Annotated in this window: 26 protein-coding genes and 7 pseudogenes; 19 read left to right on the top strand and 14 right to left on the bottom strand. The window is 59.9% G+C overall.

The features are described 5' to 3' along the window. Window positions 1-29: 29 nt before the first annotated feature. Window positions 30-1,739: a methyl-accepting chemotaxis protein gene (locus tag B0G74_RS33125; RefSeq protein WP_279388629.1), complete on the bottom strand. Its 1,710-nt coding sequence runs from the start codon at window positions 1,737-1,739 to the stop codon at window positions 30-32. Window positions 1,740-1,901: 162 nt separating this feature from the next. Here B0G74_RS33125 and B0G74_RS33120 point away from each other — a divergent pair. The 3 pseudogenes from B0G74_RS33120 to B0G74_RS46265 form a co-directional block, all read left to right on the top strand. Continuing rightward, a pseudogene (locus B0G74_RS33120) lies at window positions 1,902-2,276 on the top strand (error-prone DNA polymerase); the annotation flags it as partial. A gap of 41 nt (window positions 2,277-2,317) precedes the next feature. Then, window positions 2,318-2,756 (top strand): annotated as a pseudogene (locus tag B0G74_RS46965) (DDE-type integrase/transposase/recombinase); the annotation flags it as partial. A 32-nt stretch (window positions 2,757-2,788) separates the two neighbouring features. After that, window positions 2,789-2,938, top strand: a pseudogene (locus tag B0G74_RS46265) (IS6 family transposase); the annotation flags it as partial. Window positions 2,939-3,200: 262 nt separating this feature from the next. Here the strand turns inward: B0G74_RS46265 and B0G74_RS33105 are convergent. Then, the gene (locus tag B0G74_RS33105; protein ID WP_132380305.1) at window positions 3,201-3,836 is read right to left on the bottom strand and encodes an NAD(P)H-binding protein; all 636 of its coding nucleotides are present in this window, start codon (window positions 3,834-3,836) and stop codon (window positions 3,201-3,203) included. Between the two features lie 194 nt (window positions 3,837-4,030). On the opposite strand from B0G74_RS33105, the pseudogene B0G74_RS33100 reads away from it, so the two are divergent. Further along, window positions 4,031-4,228, top strand: a pseudogene (locus tag B0G74_RS33100) (PRC-barrel domain containing protein); the annotation flags it as partial. Window positions 4,229-4,710: 482 nt separating this feature from the next. Here B0G74_RS33100 and B0G74_RS46960 read toward each other — a convergent pair. Continuing rightward, window positions 4,711-4,993, bottom strand: a pseudogene (locus B0G74_RS46960) (iron-containing alcohol dehydrogenase); the annotation flags it as partial. 62 nt (window positions 4,994-5,055) lie between these two features. After that, window positions 5,056-5,220: a hypothetical protein gene (locus tag B0G74_RS45925; protein ID WP_165923970.1), complete on the bottom strand. Its 165-nt coding sequence runs from the start codon at window positions 5,218-5,220 to the stop codon at window positions 5,056-5,058. 108 nt (window positions 5,221-5,328) lie between these two features. On the opposite strand from B0G74_RS45925, the gene B0G74_RS33090 reads away from it, so the two are divergent. Next, window positions 5,329-6,156, top strand: coding sequence for an AraC family transcriptional regulator (locus B0G74_RS33090; protein WP_132380303.1), 828 nt, complete (start codon window positions 5,329-5,331; stop codon window positions 6,154-6,156). A 172-nt stretch (window positions 6,157-6,328) separates the two neighbouring features. Here the strand turns inward: B0G74_RS33090 and B0G74_RS33085 are convergent, their stop codons facing one another. Then, window positions 6,329-6,691 carry a BON domain-containing protein gene (locus B0G74_RS33085; protein WP_243658425.1) on the bottom strand — a complete coding sequence of 121 codons (363 nt, stop codon included), beginning with the start codon at window positions 6,689-6,691 and terminating at the stop codon, window positions 6,329-6,331. Window positions 6,692-7,068: 377 nt separating this feature from the next. On the opposite strand from B0G74_RS33085, the gene B0G74_RS33080 reads away from it, so the two are divergent. After that, window positions 7,069-7,599, top strand: coding sequence for a DUF1269 domain-containing protein (locus B0G74_RS33080; protein WP_132380301.1), 531 nt, complete (start codon window positions 7,069-7,071; stop codon window positions 7,597-7,599). A gap of 623 nt (window positions 7,600-8,222) precedes the next feature. Here B0G74_RS33080 and B0G74_RS33070 read toward each other — a convergent pair. After that, window positions 8,223-8,540, bottom strand: a complete 318-nt coding sequence (locus tag B0G74_RS33070; RefSeq protein WP_132380299.1) for a hypothetical protein — start codon at window positions 8,538-8,540, stop codon at window positions 8,223-8,225. Between the two features lie 55 nt (window positions 8,541-8,595). On the opposite strand from B0G74_RS33070, the gene B0G74_RS45920 reads away from it, so the two are divergent. The 4 genes and pseudogenes from B0G74_RS45920 (at window position 8,596) to B0G74_RS33055 (ending at window position 11,189) form a co-directional block, all read left to right on the top strand. Further along, window positions 8,596-8,757 (top strand): hypothetical protein, encoded by a 162-nt coding sequence (locus tag B0G74_RS45920; RefSeq protein WP_165923969.1) that lies wholly within the window; start codon window positions 8,596-8,598, stop codon window positions 8,755-8,757. Between the two features lie 328 nt (window positions 8,758-9,085). Beyond that, window positions 9,086-9,310: pseudogene (locus tag B0G74_RS33065) on the top strand (Lrp/AsnC family transcriptional regulator); the annotation flags it as partial. A gap of 217 nt (window positions 9,311-9,527) precedes the next feature. After that, window positions 9,528-10,743 (top strand): annotated as a pseudogene (locus B0G74_RS33060) (alkene reductase). A gap of 89 nt (window positions 10,744-10,832) precedes the next feature. Continuing rightward, window positions 10,833-11,189, top strand: a complete 357-nt coding sequence (locus B0G74_RS33055; protein ID WP_132380295.1) for a host attachment protein — start codon at window positions 10,833-10,835, stop codon at window positions 11,187-11,189. 1,054 nt (window positions 11,190-12,243) lie between these two features. Here B0G74_RS33055 and B0G74_RS33045 read toward each other — a convergent pair. Further along, on the bottom strand, window positions 12,244-12,789 hold the full coding sequence (locus B0G74_RS33045) for a glycosyltransferase (RefSeq protein WP_347814525.1): 546 nt from the start codon (window positions 12,787-12,789) through the stop codon (window positions 12,244-12,246). Window positions 12,790-12,871: 82 nt separating this feature from the next. Between B0G74_RS33045 and B0G74_RS33040 the strand changes: the two genes are divergently transcribed. The 5 genes from B0G74_RS33040 (at window position 12,872) to B0G74_RS33020 (ending at window position 16,742) form a co-directional block, all read left to right on the top strand. Further along, the gene (locus B0G74_RS33040; protein ID WP_132380291.1) at window positions 12,872-13,894 is read left to right on the top strand and encodes an IS110 family transposase; all 1,023 of its coding nucleotides are present in this window, start codon (window positions 12,872-12,874) and stop codon (window positions 13,892-13,894) included. A 324-nt stretch (window positions 13,895-14,218) separates the two neighbouring features. Next, on the top strand, window positions 14,219-14,377 hold the full coding sequence (locus B0G74_RS45915) for a hypothetical protein (RefSeq protein WP_165923955.1): 159 nt from the start codon (window positions 14,219-14,221) through the stop codon (window positions 14,375-14,377). Between the two features lie 478 nt (window positions 14,378-14,855). Continuing rightward, entirely contained in the window at window positions 14,856-15,098 is a 243-nt protein-coding gene (locus B0G74_RS33030) for a hypothetical protein (RefSeq protein ID WP_132380289.1), read from the top strand. Window positions 15,099-15,145: 47 nt separating this feature from the next. Further along, entirely contained in the window at window positions 15,146-16,396 is a 1,251-nt protein-coding gene (locus B0G74_RS33025) for an FAD-dependent oxidoreductase (protein WP_207915745.1), read from the top strand. A gap of 73 nt (window positions 16,397-16,469) precedes the next feature. Then, window positions 16,470-16,742, top strand: coding sequence for a UBP-type zinc finger domain-containing protein (locus B0G74_RS33020; RefSeq protein ID WP_132380287.1), 273 nt, complete (start codon window positions 16,470-16,472; stop codon window positions 16,740-16,742). Between the two features lie 54 nt (window positions 16,743-16,796). Here B0G74_RS33020 and B0G74_RS33015 read toward each other — a convergent pair whose 3' ends face one another. Further along, window positions 16,797-19,625, bottom strand: coding sequence for an ATP-dependent Clp protease ATP-binding subunit (locus B0G74_RS33015; RefSeq protein WP_132380285.1), 2,829 nt, complete (start codon window positions 19,623-19,625; stop codon window positions 16,797-16,799). Window positions 19,626-19,723: 98 nt separating this feature from the next. Beyond that, complete coding sequence (locus B0G74_RS33010) at window positions 19,724-20,050, bottom strand: DUF308 domain-containing protein (protein ID WP_132380283.1); 327 nt, start codon at window positions 20,048-20,050, stop codon at window positions 19,724-19,726. A 466-nt stretch (window positions 20,051-20,516) separates the two neighbouring features. On the opposite strand from B0G74_RS33010, the gene B0G74_RS33005 reads away from it, so the two are divergent. Next, on the top strand, window positions 20,517-21,083 hold the full coding sequence (locus B0G74_RS33005; RefSeq protein ID WP_132380281.1) for a phosphate-starvation-inducible PsiE family protein: 567 nt from the start codon (window positions 20,517-20,519) through the stop codon (window positions 21,081-21,083). A 117-nt stretch (window positions 21,084-21,200) separates the two neighbouring features. On the opposite strand, the gene B0G74_RS33000 is transcribed toward B0G74_RS33005, so the two are convergent. Then, window positions 21,201-22,028 carry an AraC family transcriptional regulator gene (locus B0G74_RS33000; RefSeq protein ID WP_132380279.1) on the bottom strand — a complete coding sequence of 276 codons (828 nt, stop codon included), beginning with the start codon at window positions 22,026-22,028 and terminating at the stop codon, window positions 21,201-21,203. A 324-nt stretch (window positions 22,029-22,352) separates the two neighbouring features. Here B0G74_RS33000 and B0G74_RS32995 point away from each other — a divergent pair, with 324 nt between their 5' ends. Further along, window positions 22,353-22,847, top strand: coding sequence for an MgtC/SapB family protein (locus B0G74_RS32995; protein ID WP_132381267.1), 495 nt, complete (start codon window positions 22,353-22,355; stop codon window positions 22,845-22,847). Window positions 22,848-22,938: 91 nt separating this feature from the next. On the opposite strand, the gene B0G74_RS32990 is transcribed toward B0G74_RS32995, so the two are convergent. Beyond that, a complete protein-coding gene (locus B0G74_RS32990; RefSeq protein ID WP_132381265.1) occupies window positions 22,939-23,373 on the bottom strand; it encodes a PRC-barrel domain-containing protein in 435 nt (144 codons plus the stop codon). A 282-nt stretch (window positions 23,374-23,655) separates the two neighbouring features. Here B0G74_RS32990 and B0G74_RS32985 point away from each other — a divergent pair, with 282 nt between their 5' ends. After that, the gene (locus B0G74_RS32985) at window positions 23,656-24,231 is read left to right on the top strand and encodes a DUF308 domain-containing protein (RefSeq protein WP_132380277.1); all 576 of its coding nucleotides are present in this window, start codon (window positions 23,656-23,658) and stop codon (window positions 24,229-24,231) included. A gap of 192 nt (window positions 24,232-24,423) precedes the next feature. After that, entirely contained in the window at window positions 24,424-25,056 is a 633-nt protein-coding gene (locus tag B0G74_RS32980; protein ID WP_132380275.1) for an Hsp20/alpha crystallin family protein, read from the top strand. Between the two features lie 108 nt (window positions 25,057-25,164). Here the strand turns inward: B0G74_RS32980 and B0G74_RS46260 are convergent, their stop codons facing one another. Genes B0G74_RS46260 through B0G74_RS32965 form a run of 3 tightly spaced genes read right to left on the bottom strand, consistent with a single transcriptional unit; the run spans window position 25,165 to window position 26,841 of the window. Next, the gene (locus B0G74_RS46260; RefSeq protein ID WP_132380274.1) at window positions 25,165-25,971 is read right to left on the bottom strand and encodes a methyl-accepting chemotaxis protein; all 807 of its coding nucleotides are present in this window, start codon (window positions 25,969-25,971) and stop codon (window positions 25,165-25,167) included. Next, window positions 25,922-26,596 carry a Tar ligand binding domain-containing protein gene (locus tag B0G74_RS46255; RefSeq protein WP_132380273.1) on the bottom strand — a complete coding sequence of 225 codons (675 nt, stop codon included), beginning with the start codon at window positions 26,594-26,596 and terminating at the stop codon, window positions 25,922-25,924. Before B0G74_RS46255 ends, B0G74_RS46260 begins: the two co-directional genes overlap by 50 nt. Before the next feature lie 5 nt (window positions 26,597-26,601). Beyond that, window positions 26,602-26,841: an Ldh family oxidoreductase gene (locus B0G74_RS32965; RefSeq protein ID WP_243658424.1), complete on the bottom strand. Its 240-nt coding sequence runs from the start codon at window positions 26,839-26,841 to the stop codon at window positions 26,602-26,604. Window positions 26,842-26,865 lie beyond the last annotated feature (24 nt).

The raw sequence follows: 26,865 nt of genomic DNA, 5'->3' as shown, positions 1-26,865 counted from the left end.
GCACGGCGAGCCATCCCACCACCGGGCGTTCAGGCGACGCTGACATCAGCTGTCTTCGTCGACGCTACGGGCTCAACATCGATTTCCGAGCCATGATCTGCGTCTGGCAAACGGAAGGTCGCGACAACCCGCGCCAGTCCGTTGGCCTGCTCGCTGAGCGATTGCGCCGCGGCGGCTGCCTGCTCGACGAGCGCCGCGTTCTGCTGGGTGACCGCGTCCATCTGTGAAATCGCCTTGCCGACCTCCTGGATGCCGGTGCTTTGTTCACTGGATGCTGCGGCGATCTCATGGATGATCGAGTCAACGCGCTTCACAGCACCGACCATCTCGCGAATGGCCGCGCCAGCCTCGGACACCAGCGCGGAGCCCCCACTCACCCGGCTAACCGAATCCTGAACCAGCAGCTTCACGTCTTTGGCAGCTGCCGCTGCGCGCAGCGCGAGGCTGCGCACCTCGCTCGCGACGACGGCAAAGCCCCTGCCCTGTTCGCCCGCGCGAGCCGCTTCTACGGCGGCATTTAGCGCAAGGATGTTCGTCTGGAACGCGATGCCCTCGATGACGCCGACGATCTCGGCGATCTTCGCCGACGAGTCTGAGATATCCTGCATCGTTTCGACCACCTTCCCGACCACTTCGCCACCCCGATCGGCGATCTCCGATGCGGTGCCCGCCAGCTCGTTGGCGCGCAATGCGTTGTCCGCATTGCTGGTCACCATTGAAGTTATCTGCTCCATGCTTGAAGTCGTCTCCTGTAGGGATGCGGCCTGCTCCTCGGTGCGTTGCGAAAGATCACCATTGCCCACGGCGATCTCCTGGGAGGCGGACCTGATCGACTCTGTCGAGTTTCTTATAGCGCCCACCACATGTGCGAGCTGGTGGCGCATTTCTTCGATGGCGTACAACACACTGCGCTCGCCGGCGCCGCGCGTGTCCACCAGCATGCTCAGATCGCCGCCCGCGATGCGACGTGCTGCCTCAGCCGTCACGTCCGGGTCGCCGCCGAGCGAGCGTCGCAGCGCCCGATTGAGCAGAACGACAACTATCGAGAGCACCAGCGCGGCGATGACCAGGATGCAACCAGAGCGCAAGAGCGAACGGTAAAAGGCACGATCGATGTCGTCGATATACACGCCGTTAAGAAAAATCCAGCCCCACGGTTTGAACGTCGCGACGCGGGTGAGCTTTGCCGCCGGTTGCTCTTCGCCCGGGCGTGGCCACACGTACCGGATAAATCCACTGCCATTCGCCTTGGCAACATTGACCGCATCGCGGTACAACGCAGTGCCGTTAGCATCCCTGAAGTCGCCGAGTACCTTGCCGATCAGTTCGGGCTTGAACGGGTGCATCAGCATCCTGGGTTGGTCAGTCATGACGGTGTAGTAACCGTCATTGCCGAACCGCATGCCCTTGATGCGCTCCATTGCCTCGTTCTGCGCGGCGTCACGCGTGAGCACTCCGCGTCGCTCGAGTTCCGCATACTGTGTCACCAGGCTGACCACGTTGTCGGCGTTGTTCGCCAGGTCGTTTTTGCGCTCTTCAATGCGCACACCGTGCAGTGTCCACGCGTCGAAACCGGTGACCGCGATCAGGCAGGCGAGACTGACGTAAAGCGGCAGCCAGAGTTTCTGCGCAAACGTTAGCTTTTTCATGGCTTCTGCACCGTCCGAGATTAAAAAAAGGTCATCGGGGGTTACGGCAATATTTCGTAATAATTTATGGAGGGGTAAACCCCTAAGCATTTACTTCACGCGCCAGCTGCCAGAAATTCGTTGTTGTTTGGTTGCCGTAGCAGACGCCTAGAAGCCGGGCAGAACCATGGCCCGCCGGGACACCTCTCCGGCGCCCCGCGGCGGTCAAGCCTTCCGCAAGGGTAGGCAATTAATCTTATGAAAACCTTAAGGGTGGCGATCGTGCGTCCGGCCCCCGTGCAGGGCGGCATGGTGCATCCCTACCTGCGCCGGCGGCAGGGACTGGAGCCGTTCACCTATCCGAGTCCGCAAATGGAGCAGGCGCTCTCGCGCACGCTCGGTGTGCCGATCTTTCAGGAGCAGGTGATGCAGGTCGCAATGCTCGCGGCCGGATTCACCGCCGGCGAGGCCGACCAGCTGCGTCGCGCGATGGCTGCGAAGCGCCGCAAGGGCGTACTCGAAGCCTACTACGACCGCATCGTGAACCGGATGCTCGAGCGTGGCTTCGACCACGAGTTTGCCGAGGCCATCTTTGCGCAGATCCAGGGGTTCGGTGAATATGGTTTTCCGGAGAGTCACGCGGCGGCTCTGATGCAAATAAAGTCCGAGAATCGGTTAGATACCTGCAGGTTGATCGTGGCGTGTCGATGAACTTCATGCTCAGGGCGAGGCGCGACGTGGCCGCCGCCAAAGCCTTCTTCAGAAAGGTCCTCAGGCATCAGGGTCGGTCGCCAGAGACCATCACGCAAGATGGTTATGCTGCCTCACACCGCGCGGTGCCCGAGATGAAGACCGATGGTCTGCTGCCTGACGACACGAAAGGTCCGATCGTCAAAATATCTGAACAATGTGATCGAGCAGGACCATCGCTACATCAAATCCTGAACGAGCGTGATGCTAGGATTCAAACGGTTCAGGAGTGCCGCGACCACGATTTCAGGCGTCGAGTTGACGCATCGCATTCGCAAGGGGCCAATTCGATCTCGCGAAGCTCAGTCCTCGAGAATGCCGCTGCGCCTGCCGTATGGACTGCGGCGTTGTTCAATCGATAAGGTATCCTCCATATAAGAAACTTCTGGACCTGCTTTCCTATTTGCACCAGAACCCCGATGCTCGGCTTCAAGACCTTTCGGTGTGGCCGCATTTCAGTTGGCGGAACCGAACTCATGCACATGACTGCGAAAGGGCAGATGAAAGACAGCGGTAGCGGCCAAGCTTGTGCCGAGCAGTTCAATTCGTTGACGATATAAGCATTCCTCATCATGCCGGTCCCGTTTTCACTCTCATCCCTTATCGACAAAACCAGCATTTCTGGCTACCAACGAAGTTAGTCCGTTCCGCATGCTCAAATTGTTGACCGACGGACCGCTGGCTGCGCACTTCACTCTGGCCGTGGTCGAAGTAGCCGTGGCTTCGACAGGCAGACTCATCCGCAGACTTCGCCTGAAGAACGCTAAGGCACACGGTAGGCGTTCGAGAAAGCGGATTTGATGCCGTGATCAGGTCGCAGGGCTACACGCGGGCTAACGCATCTCCAATAGGCACGTCTCCTCCTACAAAACCAATTACCTTGTTCACGAGTCGCGCCTTGAGCGCATCGAGAACGACCTCGGCCACATCTTCCCGCGCCACCGTGTCGCGCGGAGAGTTGGCATCCGACACGATCTGGATGGTTCCAACTCCCGGCTCCATTGTCAGCGTGCCGGGGCGCAGCACAAGGTAATCGAGCCCGCTAGCAATCACGTAGTCGTCCGATTCGCGTTTCATTTGTGCGTAGTGTTGCAGTGCTTGTTGCGAGCGTTCCGGCGCGTACGCAAGCAATGTACTGATAACGACAAAAAGGTCCACGCTGCTTTGCTTTGCGTAATCGACCGACTTGATGATCGAGTCGCGGTCGATCAGGCGTTCCTGCTCCGAGCCCTCGGTTTCTGCCGAGCCGGCGGCATAAATGACAGTATGTATGCCGCTGAATACATGCGAGAAATCGCCAGACAGGTCGGCAATGAGCGGTCGGACGCCGAACCGCTCGAAAGCATCGCTTTTTGTCGCGTTGCGTATCAACGGGCAGAACGGGATGGCGGAGGCATGCAATTTTCCGGCCACTAGCCAACCCGTTCTCCCGCTTGCGCCAATTAACAGAATGCTCATGACTTTTCTCCTGGAAAGATGTGCTGCGCCGTAGCGTGTTTTCACAGTCTAGTATCAGAACGCGAAAGTTTTCTGCATGCATCGGGCTGGGGTAAATCGCAACGGCGGGCCCAACCGCTATTCCTCGTCACCGAGTTTCTCTGCGACCGTGAGCGCAGTCTTCCGTACAGTGTCAAACTTTGGAACCATGTCGTGCAATCGTCGCCGCAAACCAGTTTCTGGGGGTGTCGCATCACGATGTGGCCATTCCGATCGAGCAGCTCGATTTCGTCAATGGCAAACTGGTGCTTGCCGGTGCGACGAAAGATGCGATCAAGGCGCTGCCAGAGTTTCAATACGCAAAGGTACGCGCGGCACCTAAGGCGAGGTCCGACTACAGCGAGCATCATTGACATTTGTCTCGCACCGATCCCAATCGATGCATTTGACGCGCGGCACATTCGATCCATGGGCAGCGCGCCGATCAGTGCACCTCCGCGTGACTATTCGTCGTGCCGCATGATCGCCGCCTGCTCTTTCGGGGTTTCCTGGTAACGTCGTGCTCGGCGAGCACCTGGCTGCTTACCACAGTCTAGCGTCGAGGGGAGCAAGCTGCTTGAGCGTCAAATGTCGCTCAGGAGACCCGTTAGCCTGAAAACCGCAGCTATCCTCTTGCGATCGCAGCAATCGGTTGCCGTTGCAGCGGCGCAGACGCGGTGCCGCGCGCGCAGATTAGCGCAGCAACTCGCGCCGGCGCTCGAGCTTCGGGAACTGCTCCGCGAAACGTGCGACGTTGATACCGTGATGTGGCTTGATAGTAAGCCGATGCAGAAGCAATCGCTGGTCGCTAACAGGCTTCGAACTCGTTCTCGATGCCGCGCAGTGTGGTCGCCGACGCACGTATTCCGTCTTCGGCCATCAGCGGCATGACTGGATTGCCGTCATGGCGTACAACCCCTCCGCCGCATGCGCAATGGCATTGAGGCCGCTCATGAACGACAGGCCGGGCGGCAATTCACGTGACAGCCCGGGTCGTGGATAAGCGTCTTCGGCAACACACGCAGGTCGCGTCCCATACCTTTCCGGCCGTCCTCGGTCAGTCCATAGATCGGTGTCATCTTTGAGCCTGCATACCTGGTCGGGATCGCGATGATCTGCAGGCTCCATTCGAGCGCAACGCCTTACCCAGGCCAAGTCCGATCGATGTTCCCAGTTCGCGGACGCGCGTGCGGTGCGCATGTCATGCCGCTTCGCGAACCTGACCGCTTTCGAACACTCCGTAAGAACCGGCGTAAGCGTTAGCTGAGAAAGCCTTCAGGAACGATGGGTTGCTTTGAATCCCGGCTAATAGCGTGTCGAGCGTCGTTCCGAGGTGCCCAGCAATATAGCTCAGCAGCATGTCCATCAACGAAGTCGGGTTGCTTGCGCCCATATTACGAATCTGCCTTAAGCGGCCTTGAATTCGACCTAACCTTAGATGTGTAACCAGTCAAGGAGGAGACTTCTGCTTATCATGAAGCAAGAAATAGGGTCGACCTCGGATCGCGGGTTACGCTGCCAACCCATGAACGTCGCTTTCACCAATGGCGGGCTGAATTCAGTGCTGGGTCTTCGGCTCGTTATGCCGACAGGTACCACTGTTGTACAGGCCGCGGGCTGCGACGACCTCGGAGTGAATCACGCCATCCTGATAAGTGATCCATTTGTCGCAGTCATTCCGGCGGGCGCGCAGTTGGCCACGATCGCTGACAACGATCCCAAGGGATGGGTTATCGTACTTAAACCGGGCGTACTTGGGCAAGTCTCGCAAGAAGCGTTTGATGCGGTCCCGAAATGGTCTAAGTCTTGGGATCCGTTCCTGCGAGAGGCCGCGGACACATTGGGCGCTCTGCATCATGCGGAGATCATCGACCCTGTCTGCGCCGACGCTTTTGCCGATGTCATCTCGGTGCACATCGCGCTGCGCCACGGGCACTGTGCTGGTGCGGCGGAGCCGGATATACCTCTTACGCATCAAATGCTGACTCGCATTCAAGCCTTCGTTCATGAGCACATAGCCGAACCAATTTTGGTCGAGCAACTCGCATTGCTGGTGCACATGGGTGCATCAAACTTTGCGCGTGCTTTCAAAAGGGTAACAGGCAGGCCGCCCCATCGGTACGTGACACTCGAACGAGTGAAATTTGCGAGGACGATGTTGTGCGAGGAGACCATTCCCTTGGTTGACGTTGGCGCGCGCGCGGGGTTTCAGACTCAGCAGCATTTCACCGAAGTGTTTCATCGATACACCGGTGTGACGCCGCGCGCATACCGGCTTGCTCACCGTAACGTCGGTAGTTGATTCATTTGACGAAGTTGCGAGCAAAACGACGACCCCGACTCCCCCGCCGGCGATTAAACCAGAGCGACAAGAGTTTCTCGAACTGGATGCTGCCCTGGGTCACCATCTCGATCTCGTTCGTCAGGCCGGTTACGCCGCTCACCCGCAGCGCCGTGTCGGCCGCGCGGCGGCGCTAGTAGTCCCATTCGACTTCGCCCTTCAGCGTCACCTGTCCGTCCCTGACGATCGCCTTGATGGTGTCCGCCGCATAAGGCACCTCGGCCTTCAGTTGGGCAATGATCTCGCGCACGATCTCCGGATCGGGCCGCTTGTTGATCAGAGGCAACCGCACCTCCATATCGTTTGCGCCCCCCTTCACGCCGCGCACACGCGTCGCGTCCTCCTCGGCCTTTTGCCTTTGCCGGAAGCTGCGTGCGAAACCAGACAATGTGACCGCGCCGTCCTTGACCGCAACCCCGATATCTGATGGATCGATGTCCGGATCCCACTTCAGTTCGTACTTCAAATCTCGTTTGATGTCGTCGTCGGTTCTCATCGCTGCTCCTAGTCGGTTTGTTAATGGACTAACGCGCGCGGGGCAGATTTTCTTCCCTTCGCCTGCGCAGTTTTTGCTGAATGCTGCCGTACGTTCACGTCTGGAAGCCGCGCCGCTGGAACGCAGAGATCCGACACGTCTTTGCAGGAATGAGGAAGAAGTGCAACCGGCAAGAGCCTAGTCTTGATGTCATCATCATCGGGTCAATGGCCACGTCAACGTCCGAAGGTACACGCCGGACGGGACATGCAAGGCTGGCTGGCACCACCGCTGCTTCGCGGCGCGGTCCACCGGCTTGCGACCTGATCTGAGCATGGATTCAACCGTCTTGCCGCGGAAGGGTCTCGTTTTATTTCCCAGAGAAATGGAGCAAATCGATGAGCGATCTAGTCGTTGTAAGCTTCAAAGGCGAAGAGACGGCCGACCAGGTATTGACCAAACTCCAGCAGATGCAAAAGGAGCACCTGATCGACCTTGAGGATGCCTGCATCGTGGTCCGCAGCGCGAAGGGCAAGGTACACCTCAAGCAAGCCGTCGATCTAGTCAAGATCGGCGCGCTCAGCGGCGCGGCCTGGGGTGGTCTGTTTGGTGCGCTGGTTGGGCTGATGTTGCTCAATCCGCTCGTCGGACTGGCAACGGGCATGGCCATCGGTGCTGGCACGGGCGCGTTGTCGGGGGCGCTCTCGGACTATGGGATCGATGACGATTTCATGCGTTCGACGGGCCAGAACATTGAGCCGGGTTCGTCCGCGCTCTTCATCCTCGTGCGTCGCGTGAACTTCGACAAGGTCCTGCCGGAACTGAAACCTTTCGGCGGAAAGGTATTGAAGACGTCTCTGACGAACGACCAGGAGGAACGCCTGAGGAAGGCGCTAGAGAGCCTGAACAGCAGCGGCACGACAGCATGACCACCCCTGCGTTGCATCAGGGTTGTGATCTTGAATTCTGTTGAAGTTCGCATTTGGGTCGGATCGACACCCCGACAATTATGCGGACCATACGGTGAGGACGTCGATCAAATCGACGCGCAGTTCGACATTGGAGAGTACTCACGCTTAAACTTCCGAAGACTGATACGACCGCATCTGAAGGCCGGAGAATCGAAATTCAGCAGTTGCGCGAACTGAGCGTCGGCCGACCGTGCTGTAGCGGACGCTTCGTCACGGATGTGCTTCCCGCGGCAACAAGGTCGTTGAGAACACATGTTCACGTGGGACACGCGGCGGGCAAGGTGTTTTTCGGGTCGTGAGCTCCGAAGGTAGAGCAACGGACTTCTAGTCCGTTGGTCACCGGTTCGAATCCCGTACGGCGCGTCCGGTGGAGGACGGTATGCAAGCAGGAAGCAACACCATAGCGGCGCTCGCAGCGGTCGTCCTGTCAGGGCTCGTCTATATGAATTGCCCACATCGCTATGCGCCGAACGCAAGAGACTCGACCTAGCCATCTGTGCTGCGTCTAAGGTTCAGGTCGCTTGTAATACGGAAGCGCGCCGGAAGTACAGAATGTGTGTGAAATAAACGACATGTTACCTTTAGGTAATGCCGCCGTTAGCGTTCGGGTTCCACGGCGAGCACAAAAAGCGCCGCCAAATCGAGAAACCTGGAGAGTATCTGTATTCCAGATCGTGCGACGTCAGAAACGCGAGCCTTTCAGGCTTGTCCAACTCAGAGCCGCTCTTCGCGAGCAGCTCGTTAGGCGCGGTGCCCGGGTAGAGCATCTCCTGCTTCACGCACGCGGCGATCTCTCGCGCCACCCGGCAGATCGGTGACGTCGATTTGGATGTCGTCGATGCCACGATTTTCGATCTGCCGAAGGTGGCGATCTCCGCCTCCAATAACCGTGATTGCATGCACGCACCGCCGCTGCAATAGCGAAATTCCGCTGGTTCCCTTATGGAGCGCAACATGACAAAGGAAAGTCGCGTCGACATCCGGAAGTCGAATGTCGAGGCACAGGAAGCGCCGATGACCCTGGACGAGCAACTCGACGAAGCGCTCAAAGAAACCTTTCCTGCGAGCGATCCAATTGCCGTTCATCCGGAGCCCGAGCAACGCGCGAAGAACTAAACTCAATCGTCGTCGGTACTGGAAAGCAACTGAGCGAGCTTGTCGACGCGCAGCAAACAGCGTTTCCTATGTGTAGATTTTGTTTGAGGCGCCCCGAAAAGTTGGAAGGTCTTACGGTAGATGTGGGTGCGACACGTGTCGCCGTCAGCCGCGCGTTATGCAGCATGCTGTAGATGGTAAAGCTCTTATTTCCTTATCACAGAGCGTAAAAGCGGTACCGGTCTCTGCCCTCGTTTTCGCGTGCAACACCGCCTGCAGCTCGCCGAGGGACCTCCGGTGTTGCGTACGCTTTCCTTTTGTACATGCTGTCGCCGACACGTGCGCGGTCTATATCTGTGCCGAACCGTCGGTGACCCAGCGCTATCGTATGTCGCCTGGCCCCGACTTTGCCGTTATTGCAGATCTGCCTGACATGGCGGCCTGCAATGAATTTGCGAGTCGGCTTCTTGAGAGTTCGTCGAACGTCTGTAATGTGCGGATGCTCTTTTCGACGCATCGGGTGAAGTTCGAGGCGAACGCCCCGGTCGTGAATCTTTCGAAAGCGGCAGTGTAACTGGGAGCACGGCAGGGCCGCATCCGATCCCCGGTGGAGCGATCGAGCGGGCGACAGCAGGATCGCGACACATCCGAGCAGGAGTTGGAAAGAAACGCACGCCGGCCATGGCTAGACTCGGCGAAGAGCGGGACCCTGCGATGTGGTTGACGCCGACGCTTCGAAGCGTCTATGGCAGCGCTTTTCGGGCCAAGTCCAAAACGCAAGGAGCGAATTTATGTCTGATACGGAAATCGCGCCCAGGGAAGCCGGGCAGCACGACGAACAAGTCCAACTGCGCAAGCTCTTCGAACCCATAAGGGTGGGGCCGCACGACCTGCGTCATCGTGTCGTGATGGCGCCGCTGACGCGTTCGCGCGCGAGCCGACCAGGCAACATACCGTCGCAGCTCAACGCCTGCTATTACGCGCAGCGCGCAGCGGCCGCGCTCATCATCAGCGAGGCGACGCAGGTGTCGATGCAAGGACAGGGCTATGCATGGACGCCTGGGATCCATAGTCGCGAGCAGGTCGAAGGCTGGCGGCTCGTGGCGGACGCCGTGCACGAGGCGGGCGGGTTGATGTTCATGCAGCTCTGGCACGTCGGACGCATATCGCACCCCTCGTTGCAGCCCGATGAAATGCTGCCCGTTGCGCCCTCTGCGGTCCAGCCGAAAGCGGAGGCGTTCATCGAGAACGAGCGTGGCGAAGGTGTCGTCGCGCCCTGCGTCACGCCTCGCGCGCTGCAGGTCGAAGAGATGCCGTATCTCGTGCGCCAATACTTCAGGGGTGCGCGCAATGCAAAGGCTGCCGGTATGGACGGCGTCGAAGTGCACGGAGCGAACGGGTATCTGCTCGACCAGTTTCTGTTGTCCGGCACGAACCGCCGCACGGACGAATACGGTGGATCGAGCGAACGCCGGGCCAGGCTGCTGTTCGAGGTGATCGAAACGGTTTGCGAAGTGTGGGGGCCGGAAAAGGTTGGCGTACGGCTCTCTCCTCTCGGCACCTTCAACGACATGCATGACGACGATCCCGAGGCGACCTTTTCTTACGTCATCGATAAGCTCAATCGATACGGGCTGGCTTACTTGCACATCGTCAATCCCGCGCTGGCGGCGACCGGTGAGGATGTCGCTTTGACGGAGCGCGCGAAACGCATGAGCGAGATGATACGCCGCACATATCGTGGTGTGCTGATGGTCGCGGGCGGGTTCGACGGCGGCAGCGCAGAAAGATGGCTCGAGGACGGCAACGCGGACCTGATCGCGTTCGGACGATTGTTCATCGCCAATCCCGACCTGCCGGAACGCTTCCGGTCGCACGCTCGGCTCAATTCGCCGGATCCGTCCACGTTCTACGGAGGCGGCGAGCGCGGGTTATACCGACTATCCGTCGCTCGCGCAGGAGCGCGGGGAGGCCCCACGGTCCGTCATCGATGGGCGTTGGAGATAGACTGTCGTTGACCGGCGAGTTCGCTGGCGTCACGCGACGATTTACGATGGCCGCCGAGCTGGCGACCGATCACGCTGGGAGGGCGCACCATGGCTGTCACTACCTGGGTTGTCGTTGCCGACGGTAGTCGTGCTCGAATCTTCGAGACACCGGGACTTAAGCTGGACTTGCGGGAAATCGAAGACCTCGTCAATGTCGTCCCTGGTGGACCGGCGCTGAGCGAGAAGGATCGCGAAAAATTCGCGAAGACCGTGGCCGACTGCGTCGAACAGGGACGGCTTCATCACCGGTATCAGCGATTACGATTTGCCGCGGAGCCGAAGTTTCTCGGAATGCTGCGCGAGCGTCTGAGCGAGGAGACGCGTCAGATGATTTTCGAAGAGATCAACGAAGATCTCTCGGCCCTCGAAGCGCGCGATATCCAAGCGCACCTGCGAAGACATTGACGGCGACCTGCCGTAAGCCGCATTAAATGTATCATCCGTCGAAAGCCCAAGGTCAAGAGATAGATACTTCTCTCCCAAACTTTACCCTGCTCAGCTGAAACATTTCAGCCACCCCACATCGGTGCGCATGAGCATGCGTTCGATTATTCGCTCACCTAGTTGCAGCGCTGGTCTGCGCCAGTCATCCATCGGAATCAAGACGAGGGCAGGTGTTCTGGCTTCCGCCGTGGCTCATAGCGAGCCCCAGAAAACCATCGGTGCCAGACCGGTGTGCATGAGAGCATTCACCAATGATCGGCATGCTGCGTCAGTGCCAGGCTGGTTTCGGCTCACGGTCTGGGCATCCCAGAGCTCGCTAATAGGGGACGTCGGGAGCGCGTAGCCCAATCACTAGACTGGGTCTACGCCAACACATTTACCCCGCTTATGGCCCCGCCGAAAAACTAACCGCAGCATTTGGTGACCTCAAGAGAGATTTCTCATCTCGCAGCATGTAGACCGGGGCCCCGCGCGAGCTTGTGCGCAAGCGCCTCCGTGGCGACCACGGGCATGCGCCGGGCTTTCTTGCGCTCATAGAAGCGCCTCCCCTACAGACAACAGCGCATTGCAACGGCGGGATCCTCGATGAGGCCCACGCCCAGGAGAGATACTTGTCGCCATTCCTTGCGTTGCCTTCTCCTGGATAAGCAGACACTGCTTGAAACAGCTCGGTCAACGGCGCGGATGAAGACGTTGCGGCTGCGCTCGAGGCGCCCCCCCGATGGCGAATATGCGAGTCCGGCGGAAGTGTTGAAAAGCGTGGGTAACGAAGAATAACGCTTTCAGGCGCGTTGATCCCCGACGATCACCCGCCCCTTCCCGTGTGCTGCCAGCGCTGAACCATTCGCCCCGGATACGTAGGCCGCATGCGTCGGCAGACATCGAGCAGGTCGAGGCCTCGCCAACCAAGCAGAGCCGCCCTAGGTTACCTGGCGTTGGCCGTTTGTCATCACCGCTCCTGGCCAAAGCCAAAAAATGAGTACCGATTCTCGCCCGGACCCGACGTTGTTTTTGTTCATCTACGGTGGTCTGCCAGCACTTTCTCATAAGTCTCCAGATATGCGTGCGCCATCCGGGCGGCGGTGAAACGCTCTTCAAAGACCTGGCGGCAGCGCCGGCGGTTCAACTGGCCAGTGTGGCCAACGGCGACGACGGCCTCTTCGATGGTGTCCACGATGAAGCCGGTGACTCCGTCGTCGATGATTTCGGGAACCGATCCGTTCCGAAAGGCGATTACGGGTGTGCCACAGGCGAGGGCCTCGACCAATACCAGCCCGAATGGCTCAGGCCAGTCTATGGGAAAAAGCAGCGCGCGTGCATTGCCGAGAAACTCATCCTTCCTTAAGTCGGTGACCTCACCACAGAAACTAACCAGTGGATCGCGGAACAAGTCTTCTATGGAATGCTCGAAATATGATCGATCAGCATTGTCGACCTTGGCTGCAATGACGAGTGGCACGTCCGCGCGGCGCGCGATCTCGACAGCCGGATCCGGTCGTTTCTCCGGCGCAATCCGGCCGAGATGGAATGGACACCGCCCTCCCTCCGGGGAATTGGGCACGATTGAGGGCCCCCAGGACCGAACGGCATCAATGTGCCAGAGTGGAGTTGCGACACAACCACTTATGGAACGGAGGCCCCAGATGAATGCTACGACATACGGACTCGACATTGCAAAGCGGGTGTTCCAGATGTACTGGGTCGACGCCCAAACTGGCGAGATCGCGAATCGGAAGTTCGGACGTGACGATCTAATTGCATTTCTGGCGCAGCGCCCCGCCGGTCGCGTCGCCCTCGAGGCTTGCGGAAGTGCTCACTGGTGGGCGCGTAAGATCCGCGCGCTCGGACACGAGGTGGTGCTGTTACACGCTCAATTCATTCGACCTTTCGTGCAAACGAACAAGACCGACGCGGCGGACGCGCGGGCAATCTGGACTGCAGTGCAGCAACCCGGCATGCGCACGGTTGCCGCCAAGACAGAGGATCAGCAAGTGATGCTAAGCCTTCATCGTATGCGCTCGTTGCTCGTCAAGTTTCGAACGATGCAGATAAATCAGCTGCGTGGGTTGCTGTATGAGTTCGGCGTTACGTTTCGTGCAGGACGCGTAGCAGGACTCGACGAGATCAGAAAGCGCATGGCAGAACTCGAAGACACGCTGCCACGATCGATACTTCTTAACCTTCTCGAACAGTTGCGTCGCATCAACCTGTTTGAGGAGGACATCGATCAACTCGAGAAGCGGATTGGCGCCTGGCAGAAACAGGAAGCTGCATGTCGTGCGATCTCCGAAGTGCCGGGTATCGGTCGCCTAACTGCAACGGCCCTGGTAGCAACAATTGGAGATGCGAAGACATTCAGGTCGGGGCGCGAGTTCGCCGCGTTTCTGGGACTTGTTCCTCGTCAGAATGGTACCGGCGGAAAGATACGGCTGGGCTCGATCTCCAGACGTGGCGACCCATACCTGCGTACGTTGCTGATACATGGGGCGCGCTCTGTTCTGTGTCACGCCAAAGTACCAACCGGATGGCAAAAGGCAATACAGGAGCGACGTCCAGCAAATGTAGCAACAGTGGCCATGGCGAACAAAATGGCGAGAATCGCCTGGGCGATCCTCGCTCACGGAACTCCGTACGAAGCGCATCATGTGAGCAACAGACCTGCATAGCAGGATGAGCACTTTGAAGCGTTGAGAAACTGGTAGGTTGCTAGGGTTGATTTCAATGTGATGGCAAGACAGGTCGGACCGCAGGAACGCAAACCTGAGCACACTCTTGTGCCTCAAGCACGTGGCCGAGATGAGGACGTTCCTGGCGAATTCCATCAGGGCCCGCAGCTTCGGCTTGCAAAAGGCCGCATATAAGACCGCAGCCGATACCTTGTTCACGCATCACACAAGATCAACCTGGCAAACCGGGCGGTGTCCATATAAGGGTGTGTGAAAACGCATTGATCGCCTAAACTGAATCAACGCATTGAGACCGGGTGACTCATGAAGCGATTCGTTGAAGGCGTTGACCGCAAGCAGGTCGCACTGCTTCCCGAATACGTCGATGACTACATCGGACAGGACAATCCAGTCAGGGTCATCGATGCTTTTGTCGACGAACTGGATCTGAAGGGACCCAAGTTCGCGACGCAGTTTGCGTAGAAGCCGGTTGTAGTCCCCGTGCTCAAGATAGTCGGCAATTGCACATTGCACGGGCACAGACGCCGGGGTCATCGTCAGCCAACGCGCGTGCTCAATTCTCGCGGCGTACCGTCCGGCGCGGCAATTCGTTGAGGCAGGCCTGGCTGGCCCGGTTATCTCGCAAGGCTGTTGCAAGTTTGGACGCGATCGCAGAAATCCGACATGTCCTGGCAGGAACATGGAAGAAGCGTGGTCAGCGGAAGCCTAATCTTGATGATGAATATGCCCCCGGCAATAGCCCAACGGAATGCCCGCACCACGCGATTTTTCTGCACCAAGCGGCCCTTGTGGGCAGTACCGACCAACGGATGCTCATCGTATTGCTCCTTCCCTAGCCGGACAGGTACTAGACTTCAATCATCTGTAGCGTGATCTCCGCACGAGACTTTCGCGCGACGTGACTCCATGTCGACGTGCGCCACTCATGGAGGGCAAGCCCATGTCGAAGTCCATTCAAACGGCCGAACAGATTCGCGCCGAAACACAACGGCGCGTCGAGCAGCTTGCCGCCGACGTCCCCCACCATTTGCGAGTCCGCGTGCCGCTGCCGGAGCGGCATCCGCCCGACGCCTCCGGCCGGAACTGGGACATGCTCGCGCTCAACGAGAGCGGCACCGACTATCTTCGACAGGTCAGGCGTGTCATCGAGGACATGCGTACTGAGTTCGTTCTGCCGGATTGAGACGAACGTACGTGACGATTGACCACACACATGACCCGAACACAGACATGGGCGAGGCACACATGGTCAAGATCTATGGACGCATGCGGTCGGCGGAAGGCTATGCGATCCGCGATTTCCTGCATCGTTGCGACATTCCCTTCGAGTGGATCGAACTCAATAACGATGAAGAGGCGGTGAAGCTGGCACAGGTGCAGCACCTTCGCGACTCGCGCCTGCCGGTATGCGAGTTTCACGACGGCACGCGACTCGAATGTCCGACTGTCCGGCAGATCACCGAAAAGCTCGGCTGGTTTCGCAGCCCGTCACGTTCGGAATACGATCTCGCGATCTATGGCGCCGGGCCGGCCGGTCTGAGCGCCGCGGTCTACGGTGCATCCGAGGGATTGCGCACGGTGCTGGTGGAGCGCTGGGCCGTCGGTGGGCAGGCTGGCAGCACGTCGAAGATCGAGAACTACCTGGGGTTTCCGGACGGTGTCAGCGGAACGGAGCTCGCCGAACGGGCTCGCGATCAGGCAGTCCGCTTCGGGGCGGAAATCCTGCTGGCCCGTGCCGGCGTGCGCGCGGATTTCTCCACGGGCAACGGTATCGTCTATCTCGAAGACGGTACGCGAATCACGGCACGCACGTCGGTGTGCGCGACAGGTGTCGCGTACCGGCGGCTCGAATTGCCAGACGAAGCGCGCTTCAGCGGCGCGGGTGTTTACTACGGCGCGGGTGCGAGCGAGGCATCGCTGATCCGCGGCGAAGACGTGTACATCGTGGGCGGCGGCAATTCGGCGGGGCAGGCCGCGATGCATTTCTCCCAGTACTGCAATCAGGTCACGATGGTGGTGCGCGACACGTCGCTGAAAAGCACACTGTCGCAGTACCTGATCGACCGTATTTCCTCCGCGTCAAACATCGAGGTGCTGACCTGCACGACCGTTACCGCATTGCATGGCGACGACGTGCTGCGCGAAATCACGCTGACCGATCGCCGCGGCGGAGAAGCGCGACGCGTGAAGACAAACTGGCTCTTCATTTGCATTGGCGGCCTGCCGCAGACCGATTGGGCCAAAGAAGTCGGCGTGGCGCGCGATGAAGCCGGCTATCTCGTGACGGGCACCGACCTGCACGACACGGACCAGAAGCTGCAGTGGCCGCTGGATCGCGAGCCGCTGTATCTGGAAACCAGCATGCCGGGCGTGTTCGCCGCTGGCGATGTCCGCCACGGCTCGATCAAACGCGTAGCGGCCGCCGTCGGCGAAGGAGCCACGGCGGTAGCGCTCGTGCACCGCTATCTGAGCGGCGCATGATGTGCTTCATGTGCCTCACATGAGTGAGCACCGTCCGCTTTCCCTGTCGCAATCTGATCACCAGGAGCTGACCATGACTCCCACCTGCACGCATCTGGATGGAATCCGCGTATTGCAGACCACGAAGCACTATTGCGAAGACTGCGTGAAACTCGGCCACTCCTGGGTGCATCTGCGGCTCTGCATGTCGTGCGGTCATGTCGCTTGTTGCGACTCGTCGCCCGATCGCCATGCGAGCGCGCATTATCACGCGACCGGCCACCCGCTGGTGCGTTCCATTGAACCGGGCGAATCGTGGATCTGGTGCTATCGCGACGAGATGATCGCGGGAGAAGTGGCACTGTAAGCGGGTACAGCTGGCGGCGTTGACTCCGCCGGCCGTACCCGTCGTTTCCGAGCATCAGGCCGGGGCTTCGGCGGCTTTCCTGGCTTCTTCGCCGGTCGATTCCGGCGCTTCGAGCTTCTTCACACGTACAGCCTTTTCGCTGGCGTCCCAGTCGATTTCGACAGCATCGCCGCTGCGCACATCGCCTCGTAACAGCGAGTCGGCGAGTTCCGATTCCACTTCCATACGGATCTTGCGCTTCAACATCCGCGCGCCGAACTCCGGATCGTATCCAACCCTGGCCAGATGATCACGCAGTGCATCGTCGAACGACAGCTCGATATTCTGCGCGGCAGCCGTGCGCTGCACGCGCTGAAGCTGCAGGTCGACGATCCGGCGGATCTGCTCCCTGCCGAGCGCATGGAACACAACCACTTCATCGACCCGGTTCAGGAACTCCGGCTTGAAGTGATGCCGCAGGACTTCCATCAGCCGGTCGCGCAGCGCGGGATAGTCCAGCTGTTTCGAATCGGTCTTCATGTTGTCCTGAATCATCTGCGAGCCGATGTTGCTAGTGGCGATGATCACGGTGTTGGTGAAATCCACGAGCCGTCCCTTGCCGTCCGTCAGACGTCCTTCGTCGAACAGTTGCAGCAGGATGTTGTGCACTTCGGAATGCGCCTTTTCGATCTCGTCGAGCAGCACGACACTGTATGGGTGGCGCCGCACGCGCTCGGTCAGCTGGCCGCCTTCTTCGTAGCCGACATAGCCGGGAGGCGCGCCGACGAGACGGGCCACCGTATGGCGTTCCGAGTATTCGCTCATATCGATGCGCACGAGCGCGTTCTCGTCGCCGAATACCGCGGCGGCGAGCGCCTTCGCGAGTTCGGTCTTGCCAACGCCGGTCGGTCCGAGAAAGAGGAAGCTGGCGATCGGCTTGCCAGCTTCCGTCAACCCCGCGCGTGAAAGTCGCACGGCCTTTGATACGGCCGTGACGGCTTCGTCCTGGCCGACGACGCGTTCCCTCAAACGGTCTTCCAGACGCAGCAGCTTTTCGCGATCCTCGGCCGTGAGTTCGGACACCGGCACGCCGGTCAGCGAGGATACGATCTGCGCGATGTCTTCCGCCCCGACTTCCTGCGAACTGGTGCCGCGTTCCTTCTTCCAGGCCTCGGTCGACTCATTCAGACGCGCCTGCTCGCCCTTGATTTTCTCCTGCAGTTCCTTCGCCTTGTCGAACTGTTTGGCCGCGCTCGCCGAGTCCTGCTCCTGACGCAGACGACGGACAGTGGCCTCGATTCCCTGCAGCGCCTGCGGTCGCGAGTTCGACGAAATGCGCACGCGAGCCGCGGCCTGGTCGAGCAGGTCGATGGCCTTGTCGGGCAGGAAGCGGGCGGCGATATAGCGATCCGACAGCTTCGCCGCGGCCGTGATCGCTTCTTCGGTGATCTTCACCTTGTGATGTGCCTCAAGCCGGTCGCGCAGGCCGCGCAGGATATCAATCGTGTCCTCGACGCTCGGCTCGGGCACCATCACTGGTTGGAAGCGACGTTCGAGTGCCGAATCCTTTTCGATGTACTTCTGGTATTCATTGAGCGTGGTTGCGCCGATCAGATGCAGCTCGCCGCGCGCAAGCGCCGGCTTGAATACGTTGCCGATATCGAGCCCGCCTTCGCCGCCGCCCTGGCCCGCGCCGACGATCGTATGAAGCTCGTCGATGAAAATGATCAGCCGGTCCTGGTTCGCGACGATTTCGTCGAGCACCTGCTTGACGCGCTCTTCGAATTCGCCCCGATACTTCGCGCCTGCCACCACGCTATTGATATTCAGCTCGACCACGCGCTTGCCGCGTAGCACTTCAGGGATCTCGTCCTGCGCGATGCGTTGCGCCAGACCTTCGACGATCGCCGTCTTGCCGACGCCCGGCTCGCCGATCAGAACCGGGTTGTTCTTGCGGCGGCGCGCGAGCACTTCGATGGTGGTTTCGATCTCCTTGTCGCGGCCGATCACCGGATCGAGCTTGCCGAGCTTTGCCAGCTCGCTTAGATCGCGCGCGTATTTATCGAGCGTCGGGGTGGAGGAGCGGCCTTCGACGCTGCCGTCTTCCGCGCCCTGGCCCACCACCTTCACTGCTTTCTGACGCAGCGATTGCGAGGTCAACCCGAGTTTGCGCAGCAGCTCGCCGGCGAAGCCGTCTCCTTCCTCGACGAGACCGATCAGTATGTGTTCCGGGCCGACATAGCTATGGTCGAGCTCGCGCGACGCTACGAGTGCATTTTCAAGCGCGCTCTTTGCGCGCGGCGAAACGCCGATGCGTGCCTCCTCGCCATCGGCTTTGGCCGTACCGCGCGGCGCGTCCTGTTCGATGGTGCGCTTGATATCGTCGGCATCGAGCTTGAACTCGCGCAGGATTTCGTTGACGACGTTGTTATCGGCTAGCGCGAGCAGCAGATGTTCCGTGTCGACCTCTTTCTTGCCGAACTCGACAGCTTTCTGCGCGGCCGCCTGCAGCCGCTCGAGCCCGCTTTCGCTTAGAAAGCTTTGCAGGTCGACGCCCTCACGTGCACGCCTGCGTCGGCGAGGGCGGGCACCGCTGCTGTCCGGTCCGCCCGCTGCTTGAGACGGACCGGATGACCCGGCCGAACCCGACGCGCGGTCAGGCGCGGGACGCCCTGCCCGCTCCCAGTCCGTGCCGCCGTTTTCGAATGGCGACCATCCCTCGTCGAACAGGCGCTCGAACAGCCCACCGTGGAAAAGCGACTCGAGCGGCGACAGGCTGCGCTGATGGCGTGCCATGAACTGCATGTGATGTTCGTCGCAAAGCATCAACTGGCGGCGCTGGCCGTTCTCGGTGATCGTGATCTGTGTAGTCGCCGGTTTACCGCAAACACTGCACTTGGCCATGATGTTCCTCTTCAGGTTCTGCCCACGCGCTGTGCGTTGCGACGTGGACGGCTGGGCTGTCCATATCCTGGATATTTCTGCCTCGCCGACGCACTGCTCTACATCCCTCGTGGCGAGGCCTTGCGGGATTCGCGGGTCACCTGATCTCGATCTGCTTTGTCTCGCCCGCCTTGGGCACGCGTCGCCGTCGTCGACTGCGTCGAATGCGCGGCTGAAACCAGATGCGATTCAAATCGCCGAACCACAGTTCCGGCGGCCCAGGCCGCCGAACGGGTCCGGATCAGACCGGTGAGCATCTGTAGCAAAGCACCGCTGAAAATAGCGTGCGCACTGATCATCCAAACAAGTGCAAGCACGCCAGCGCCGGGCCACGCGATCACGAGCACGCCGAATACCAGCGAAATAGTGCCGGTTGCGTACAGCAACCGGGCGCGGCGCAAGCGGCCACGCGACCGGGTGACGGCAGATTCGACACTACGCGCCGACAGAAGCGACTTCTTTCTTATTCCTGCGAAGACTTGTCGGGATCCTGCGATCCTGGCGCGCGTCTCCCAATGCCCGCAATTCGCTTCGCGCGGCACTCGGCTAGAACACATCCATTGGTGGGCGTCAGGCGCTTCGTCGAACGAAGGCGATGCACGGTGCACTAACAATGACGCGGTTACATTTGCCGGTTACGTCAAGGCTGCTTCCTTCTACGGCTGTCCTGTCAGCCGTTGACAATGAGGTCCGCCGGTTGCGTTCAAGCAGCTATCTGTAAAAAAACAGCACGAACCCGAAAGACCGTGGCGCATGAACTGCCACATCGTCTGCTGACCTTCGCACGACGCACGTGCAATCCGCCCCCGCTGTGCGCGCACGGCGTATCCACGCCCGCCCGGAAGCCAGATCATGGACAGAAAGAAAAGCAGGCTGCGCCGGGATTTCGATGCACTGCGTCTGCAGTGGGACGTACTCACGTTTTATGAACGCTTCGAACAGCTTGTCGCGCATGTGCTGAGCCTGGTGATCTCCGTCATCATTCTCGTGTCGCTTTGGCAATTGATCCGCGCGGTGACTGCATTGCTAGTTTCGGACGCACTAAACCCGCTCGATCACGCAGTGTTCCAAACGGTCTTCGGCATGATCATGACGTTGTTGATCGCAATGGAATTCAAACATTCGATTACGCGCGTGATGGCGCGGCGCGATCATATCGTTCAGGTCAAGACGGTAGTTCTCGTTGCGCTGCTTGCCATCGCCCGCAAATTCATTATTCTCGATCCGGCCAGCGCACCCTCGCAGATCGCGGCGCTTGCGTTTGCGCTGGTGGCGCTGGGGATCGTCTACTGGCTGATGCGGCAACGCGACGACCCTATCGACGCGACCTCGGCACCGGACGCCGAAGTCGACCGGACCCTGTATGCACAGCGGCAGCAGGAAACACGATCCGGCGAAGGTGCGCGGCGGGGCGAGTGACTCGGGCTGCCGCACGACGAGAACAAAAGCGCCGGTTAGCGCACGTCGTCGACTACCAGACCCGGATCCCGCTTCCAGTTCGACCTTCGTCGCGATGCCCGCAACTTCGACAATGAATCAGCTACTGACGTTACGGCGGGCAAGCCGGTATGCGCGTGGCGTTACGCCGGTGTATCGATGAAACACTTCGGTGAAATGCTGTTGAGTCTGAAACCCCGCGAGCGCGCCAACGTCAACCAGAGAAGGGGTTTGTTGGCTCAACATCGTCCTGGCAAATTTCACTCGTTCGAGTGTCACGTACTGATGGGGCGGCCTGCCTGTCACCCTTTTGAAAGCGCGTGCAAAGTTTGATGTGCCCATGTGCACCAGCATCGCGAGTTGCCCGACCAAAATGGTTTCAGCTATATGCTCATGAACGAAGGCTTCAACGCGACTCAGCATTTGAAGCGTAAGAGGCGTATCTGGCGCTGCCGCACCAGCACAGTGCCCGTAGTAAAGAGCGATGTGCACCGAGATAACATCGGCGAATGCGTCGGCGCAAGCAGCGTCGATGAGCTCCGCACGATGCAAAGCACTCAACGTGCCCGCCACCTCACGCAGGAACGGATCCCAAGACTTAGACCATTTTGGGACCGCCGCAAACGCTTCTTGCGAGGCTTGTCCAAGTACGCTCCTTTCGAGTGCGATGACCCATCCCTTTGGATCGTTGTCAGCGATCGTGGCCAACTGCGCACCCGCCGGAATGACTGCGACAAATGGCGCACTTATCAACATGGAGTGATTCACCCCAAGGTCGTCACAGCCCGCAGCCTGCACAACAGTGGTACCTGTCGGCATAACGAGCCGAAGTCCCTGCACTGTATTCAACCCGCCATTGGTGAAAGCGACGGTCATCGGTTGGCAGCGTAACCTGTGATCCGGGGTCAATCCTGTCGTTTGTTTCATCGCAAGCAGAAGTCTCCTCGTTGCCTCGTCGCATACCTAAGCTTACGTCGAATTCAAGGCTTCCTAAGGCGGATTTGTTATATGGGCAGATGCGGCTGGCCGAATAATCGTGGCTAACCATCGCGGCAATCCGGAGCGGCTGTGTGCTGGGGCATGTGGGGCTGGATCTGCATCACAAGCTTTGTAATGCTCCTGACGAAAGCTTCAACCCTTCCGCGTGTGCGGCGTTTAACGCTCAAGCAGTTTGCTCCCTTCGCTAGACTGTAGTGAGCAGCCAGGTGCTCGCCGAACGCGACGTTACCTGGAAACCTTAGCGGGATGCCAATGATTTCACACCTGCAGTTGCTTCAGGCGATCTTGCGCATGGTCGCGGCAGTGCTGGTGGGCTGCATCGTCGGGCTCGATCGAAACCTGCACGGCAAACCAACCGGTGTGAAGACGCTAGGCCTCGTTGCGCTCGGCTCCTGTCTCGTCACAATGGCCGGCATGTCCTTCGAACTGCACGGTTTCAGCGACAGCAGTGACGCCGGCCGCGCGATCCAGGGCGTCATTACGGGCATCGGTTTTCTCGGCGCCGGGGTGATCCTGCAAGACCGCGCCACCGGCAGGATCAGCGGCTTGACGACGGCGGCTTCGATCTGGGTCACCGCCGCGCTCGGAGTTGTATGCGGCATCGGCGCCTGGCAGATTGCGGGTATTGCCACCGCCCTGCTCCTGCTGCTGCTCTCGGTGGGCGGCAGCATTGAACGTGCGTTGCACCGGCGCTGGTTAAGAAAGTCGCCCGAAGAGCAGGCGGCGGTCATGCGGCACGACGAATAGTCACGCGGCGGTGCACTAATCGGCGCACTGGCCATGGAATGGATGTGCAGTACGTCCAAATGCATCGATCGCTGACGATGCGCGACATATGTCAGTGATGCTCGCTGTAGTCGGACCTCGCCTTAGGTGTCGCGCGTACCTTTGCGTATTGAAACGCGGGCAGCGCCTTGATCGCATCTTTCGTCGCACCGGCAAGCACCAGTTTGCCATTGACAAAATCGAGCTGCTCAACCGGAATGGCCACGTCGTGATGCGACACCCCCAGAAACTGGTTTGCGGCGACGATTGCAAACGATACCGACCGGTCCGGTGCCACGATAATGTCATGAATGACACCGACACGCTCACCCTTCTCGTTGAAGACCGGCTTGTCCATGATCGACTTTCTCACGCTCCAGCCTGCCACGATCGCGGCCGACTCTTCCACGGTGACACCAAGCGGCTGGGCGCCGGCCACTTGGGCGTTCGCGTCTGGAGCGAGTCCTAGCGACGACGCGAGCAGCAATACAAGCAGATTCGTTTTCATGAGATTCCCTTCGTTCTGGGGTTGACGGTGCAACACCGGGTCAGCAATGAAAAGGTAAACGCCAGACCGTGCGCGGCGTAAGTTCATGTTAGAAGGTCGCACGGCAAGCCGCTATAAAAAAGCGGTGATGGATCGAGCTATTTTCGTACATGCGGATGCCATTCCGCACGCCTCATGAGCGAATGCAGAATTGCGAAACGCATGGCAGAAACGCGAAAGAATCGCAGCAGCGAGGAGCCTAGACTGCAGTTCATCGCATGACGGTAGAGCCTGAAGTTCCACATGGATGAACTGCTTGGACGCGCCTGGTGGATGCTCATTTTGCGTGGCACGGTAGCGCTACTGTTTGGCAGTCTGGCGCTGTTCTGGCCCGCTCTCACTCTGCTACTGCTGATTACTCTCTTCAGCGCCTACGCGATCGCCGGCGGCATTGTCGCGATTGTCGGGGCCATCCGCTACCGCGCGACGCACGCCGGCTGGTGGGTGCCCTTGCTGCTCGGCATCTGTAGCATCGGCGCCGGTTTGATAGCCGCGTTAGTGCCGGGCATTACCACGCTCGTGCTGGTCGCCATCATCGGCGCAAACGCGATTATCAGCGGCGTATTCGATCTGATCGCAGCAAGGCGGCTGCACAGGCGACTGCGCAATGCGTGGATGCTGGTGCTGACCGGCGTGCTGTCCTTGCTGTTCGGCATCTTCGTGCTGTTCTTTCCGGGTGCCGGCGCACTAGCGCTCGTCTGGCTGATCGGCGTGTATGCGTTGTTCACGGGCTCGCTGCTGTTCGTACTCGGCATCACTGCGCGTGCCTGGCAGCAGGATAGCCTGACTGGCGAGCCACACGCGCCATTGCATCCGTAAACGCACCGTTCAAGGGCAGTCGCGGGTCACAAGGTCAAACCCGCGGCCAACCCCGTACCGGACTCGTTGCGCTCTCGCGGACGATGCCGCGCCGGCCGGCCCCGCGCATTCGGAGGGCGAATGGACCGCCCGTCATCTCCAGTGGTCCAGCGTCGGGTCTGGCACTGGCTTATCTCACGTAAGGAGAATCACATGCCTCTTGATCTCGACAAATGGAATCCGTTCCGGTTTTTACGCTCACACTCCGCGCAAAAAAGCGCATCGGACCGCGCCGGTGCGCCGCGGACCAGTCCGCAAAGCGCCCGGCAAAACGGGCAACAGACGGGCGGCACGCAAACGGGTAACGCGGTTCCGATGGCAGCGGCTGCTGCGCCGGCACTCGCGCCTGCCAGCTGGCCGCTGCCTGATCCGATTCATCTGTTCGCCGAATTGATCCGCGATCCGTTCGGCGGCCGTGGACCGCTCGGAAGCTGGTTCGGCGACTTCAGCGCAAGCGAGTTTCAACCGCGGATCGACGTCACCGACGATGGCGACGCTCTGCGTATCGTCGCCGAATTGCCGGGCATGACCCGCGACGACGTCGAACTCGAAGTGATTGAAGACATGCTGATCATCAGCGGCGACAAGCGCTTCGAATCGACGAGCGAGGAACAGGGATGCTATCGGGTCGAGCGGTCGTTTGGACACTTTCAGCGCGCGGTCCCGCTGCCCGCGGGCATCGATCTCGATCGGGCAGAGGCCAGATTTGAAAACGGCGTGCTGACGCTGCGCGTGCCGAAGGCGACCGGAGAACCGGCAGCCAGGCGGCGCATCGAGATCAAATAACGCAATCCGCACTCCGCTGTCAGGCCTGTCGCGACACGTTTTGGTCATGCCGCGAGTCGCAATACGACGGAAGCACGCTGCGCGTCAGGAAGTGATTCCCGCTCTAGCCTAAATCCTGAACACCGCCACCGTCTCTTTCAACATTCGCGCCTGTTCCTCGAGCGACTGGGCCGCTGCTGCCGCCTCTTCGACCAACGCGGCGTTGTGCTGCGTGACCGAGTCCATTTCCGCGACGGCGCGAGTAACCTGTTCGATACCCGTGCTTTGCTCTGACGAAGCCGCCGATATCTCGTCCATAATGTCCGCCACGCGCCGCACGCCGGTGAGGATCGCCTGCATGCGGCCGCCCGCCTCGGTGACCAGCGTGCCCCCCGCCTGTACTTTTCCGCTCGACGTCTCGATCAGTTCTTTGATCTCTTTCGCGGCAGCCGACGAGCGCTGCGCCAGCATGCGCACCTCGGCCGCCACTACCGCGAAACCGCGTCCCTGTTCTCCGGCGCGCGCAGCTTCGACCGCTGCGTTGAGCGCCAGAATATTGGTCTGAAACGCGATGGCATCGATAATCGCGATGATGTCGCCGATACGGCCCGAGCTCTGATCGATTTCTTTCATCGTCGTCACCACCTCGCCCACCACGGAGTTGCCGTGATCGGCCATGTTGGCCGCATTAGCAGCGAGAGCCTGCGCCTGACGTGCATTCTCGGCGTTATGCCTCACCGTGCCGGTCAGCTCTTCCATGCTGGCAGCAGTTTCCTGTAACGACGCAGCCTGTTGTTCCGTACGGGCGGACAGATGGAGATTGCCTGAGGTGATCTGCTGGGCCGTGGCGATGGCCTCGCTTGCGTGACGCACTGTTGTGACGGTGCTAACGAGGCCGTCGCGCATTTGCGAAAGACCGTGCAGCAGCATGCCCATCGTGCGAACGCGTTTCGATCCGCTGCGACAGATCGCCCGTCGCGATTCGGTGGAAGTGTTCCAGCGCCTCAGCGAGCGGACGGCCGATCGCGCGGCGCAGCGACACGAAGGTGAAGACACCGGCGAGCAGCCCAAATACGATGGAGGCGGTTGTCATTGCACGAAAGCGTTGGAAACTCGCTTCCGAGTCATCGTACTGTGCTTTTGCCTGATCGCGTTGAAACTGCTTGAGATCTGCGCTCACCGTGACATAGTCCGTATTGGCCAGCGCGATTTTCTTCAACGCGACCTTGACTGCCGCGTCGTCCATGCCCTTGACCGAATCCGCAAAAGCATCCAGCTGGTTTTGTACCTGGCTTCGCTTGGCACTGACCGCGGCGGCAAGAAGGTTTTCATCCGACGTGGTAGGCAAGGCGTGATACTTCGTCCACGCATCCATACCCTGCCCTTTGAGCATGCGATAAGTGGCAATATCTTTCTCGACCGTCGGGGCGGCCGGGTCGAAAGCGATCCGGTCGACGGTCGTGCGCTCCCGGCTGATCGCGAGTTCCGCATCGCCGATCAGACGCGTGCTCGCGAGCCGGTTCGTGTAGGTCTCGCGGTTGGCGTCGTTGCTGCGCGCCATACCCGTTACGCCATCACGGCAAGGAAGAAATGGCCGATGTTGTCCGGCTCATCGCTTTTTTGCGTGCGGTTGCGCACGGGCGAGAACGAACCGCCGCCCAGCGTGCTCCCGAGAATCTGCGCGAACAAACCGAGACCGTAGCCTTTGTGACCGCCGAGAGTCTTGCCGTCGCCGCCCAACGGCGCGAGGCCGCCACCGAGGCGGGCACCCCTGCGACTGACCTGGCCGACGAGGCGCCCATTCAAACCCGCGTTAGCGACTCGACGGCC

The organism is Paraburkholderia sp. BL9I2N2 (assembly GCF_004339745.1).
Lineage (GTDB): Bacteria > Pseudomonadota > Gammaproteobacteria > Burkholderiales > Burkholderiaceae > Paraburkholderia.
This window is presented reverse-complemented; position numbering and strand designations above follow the sequence as displayed.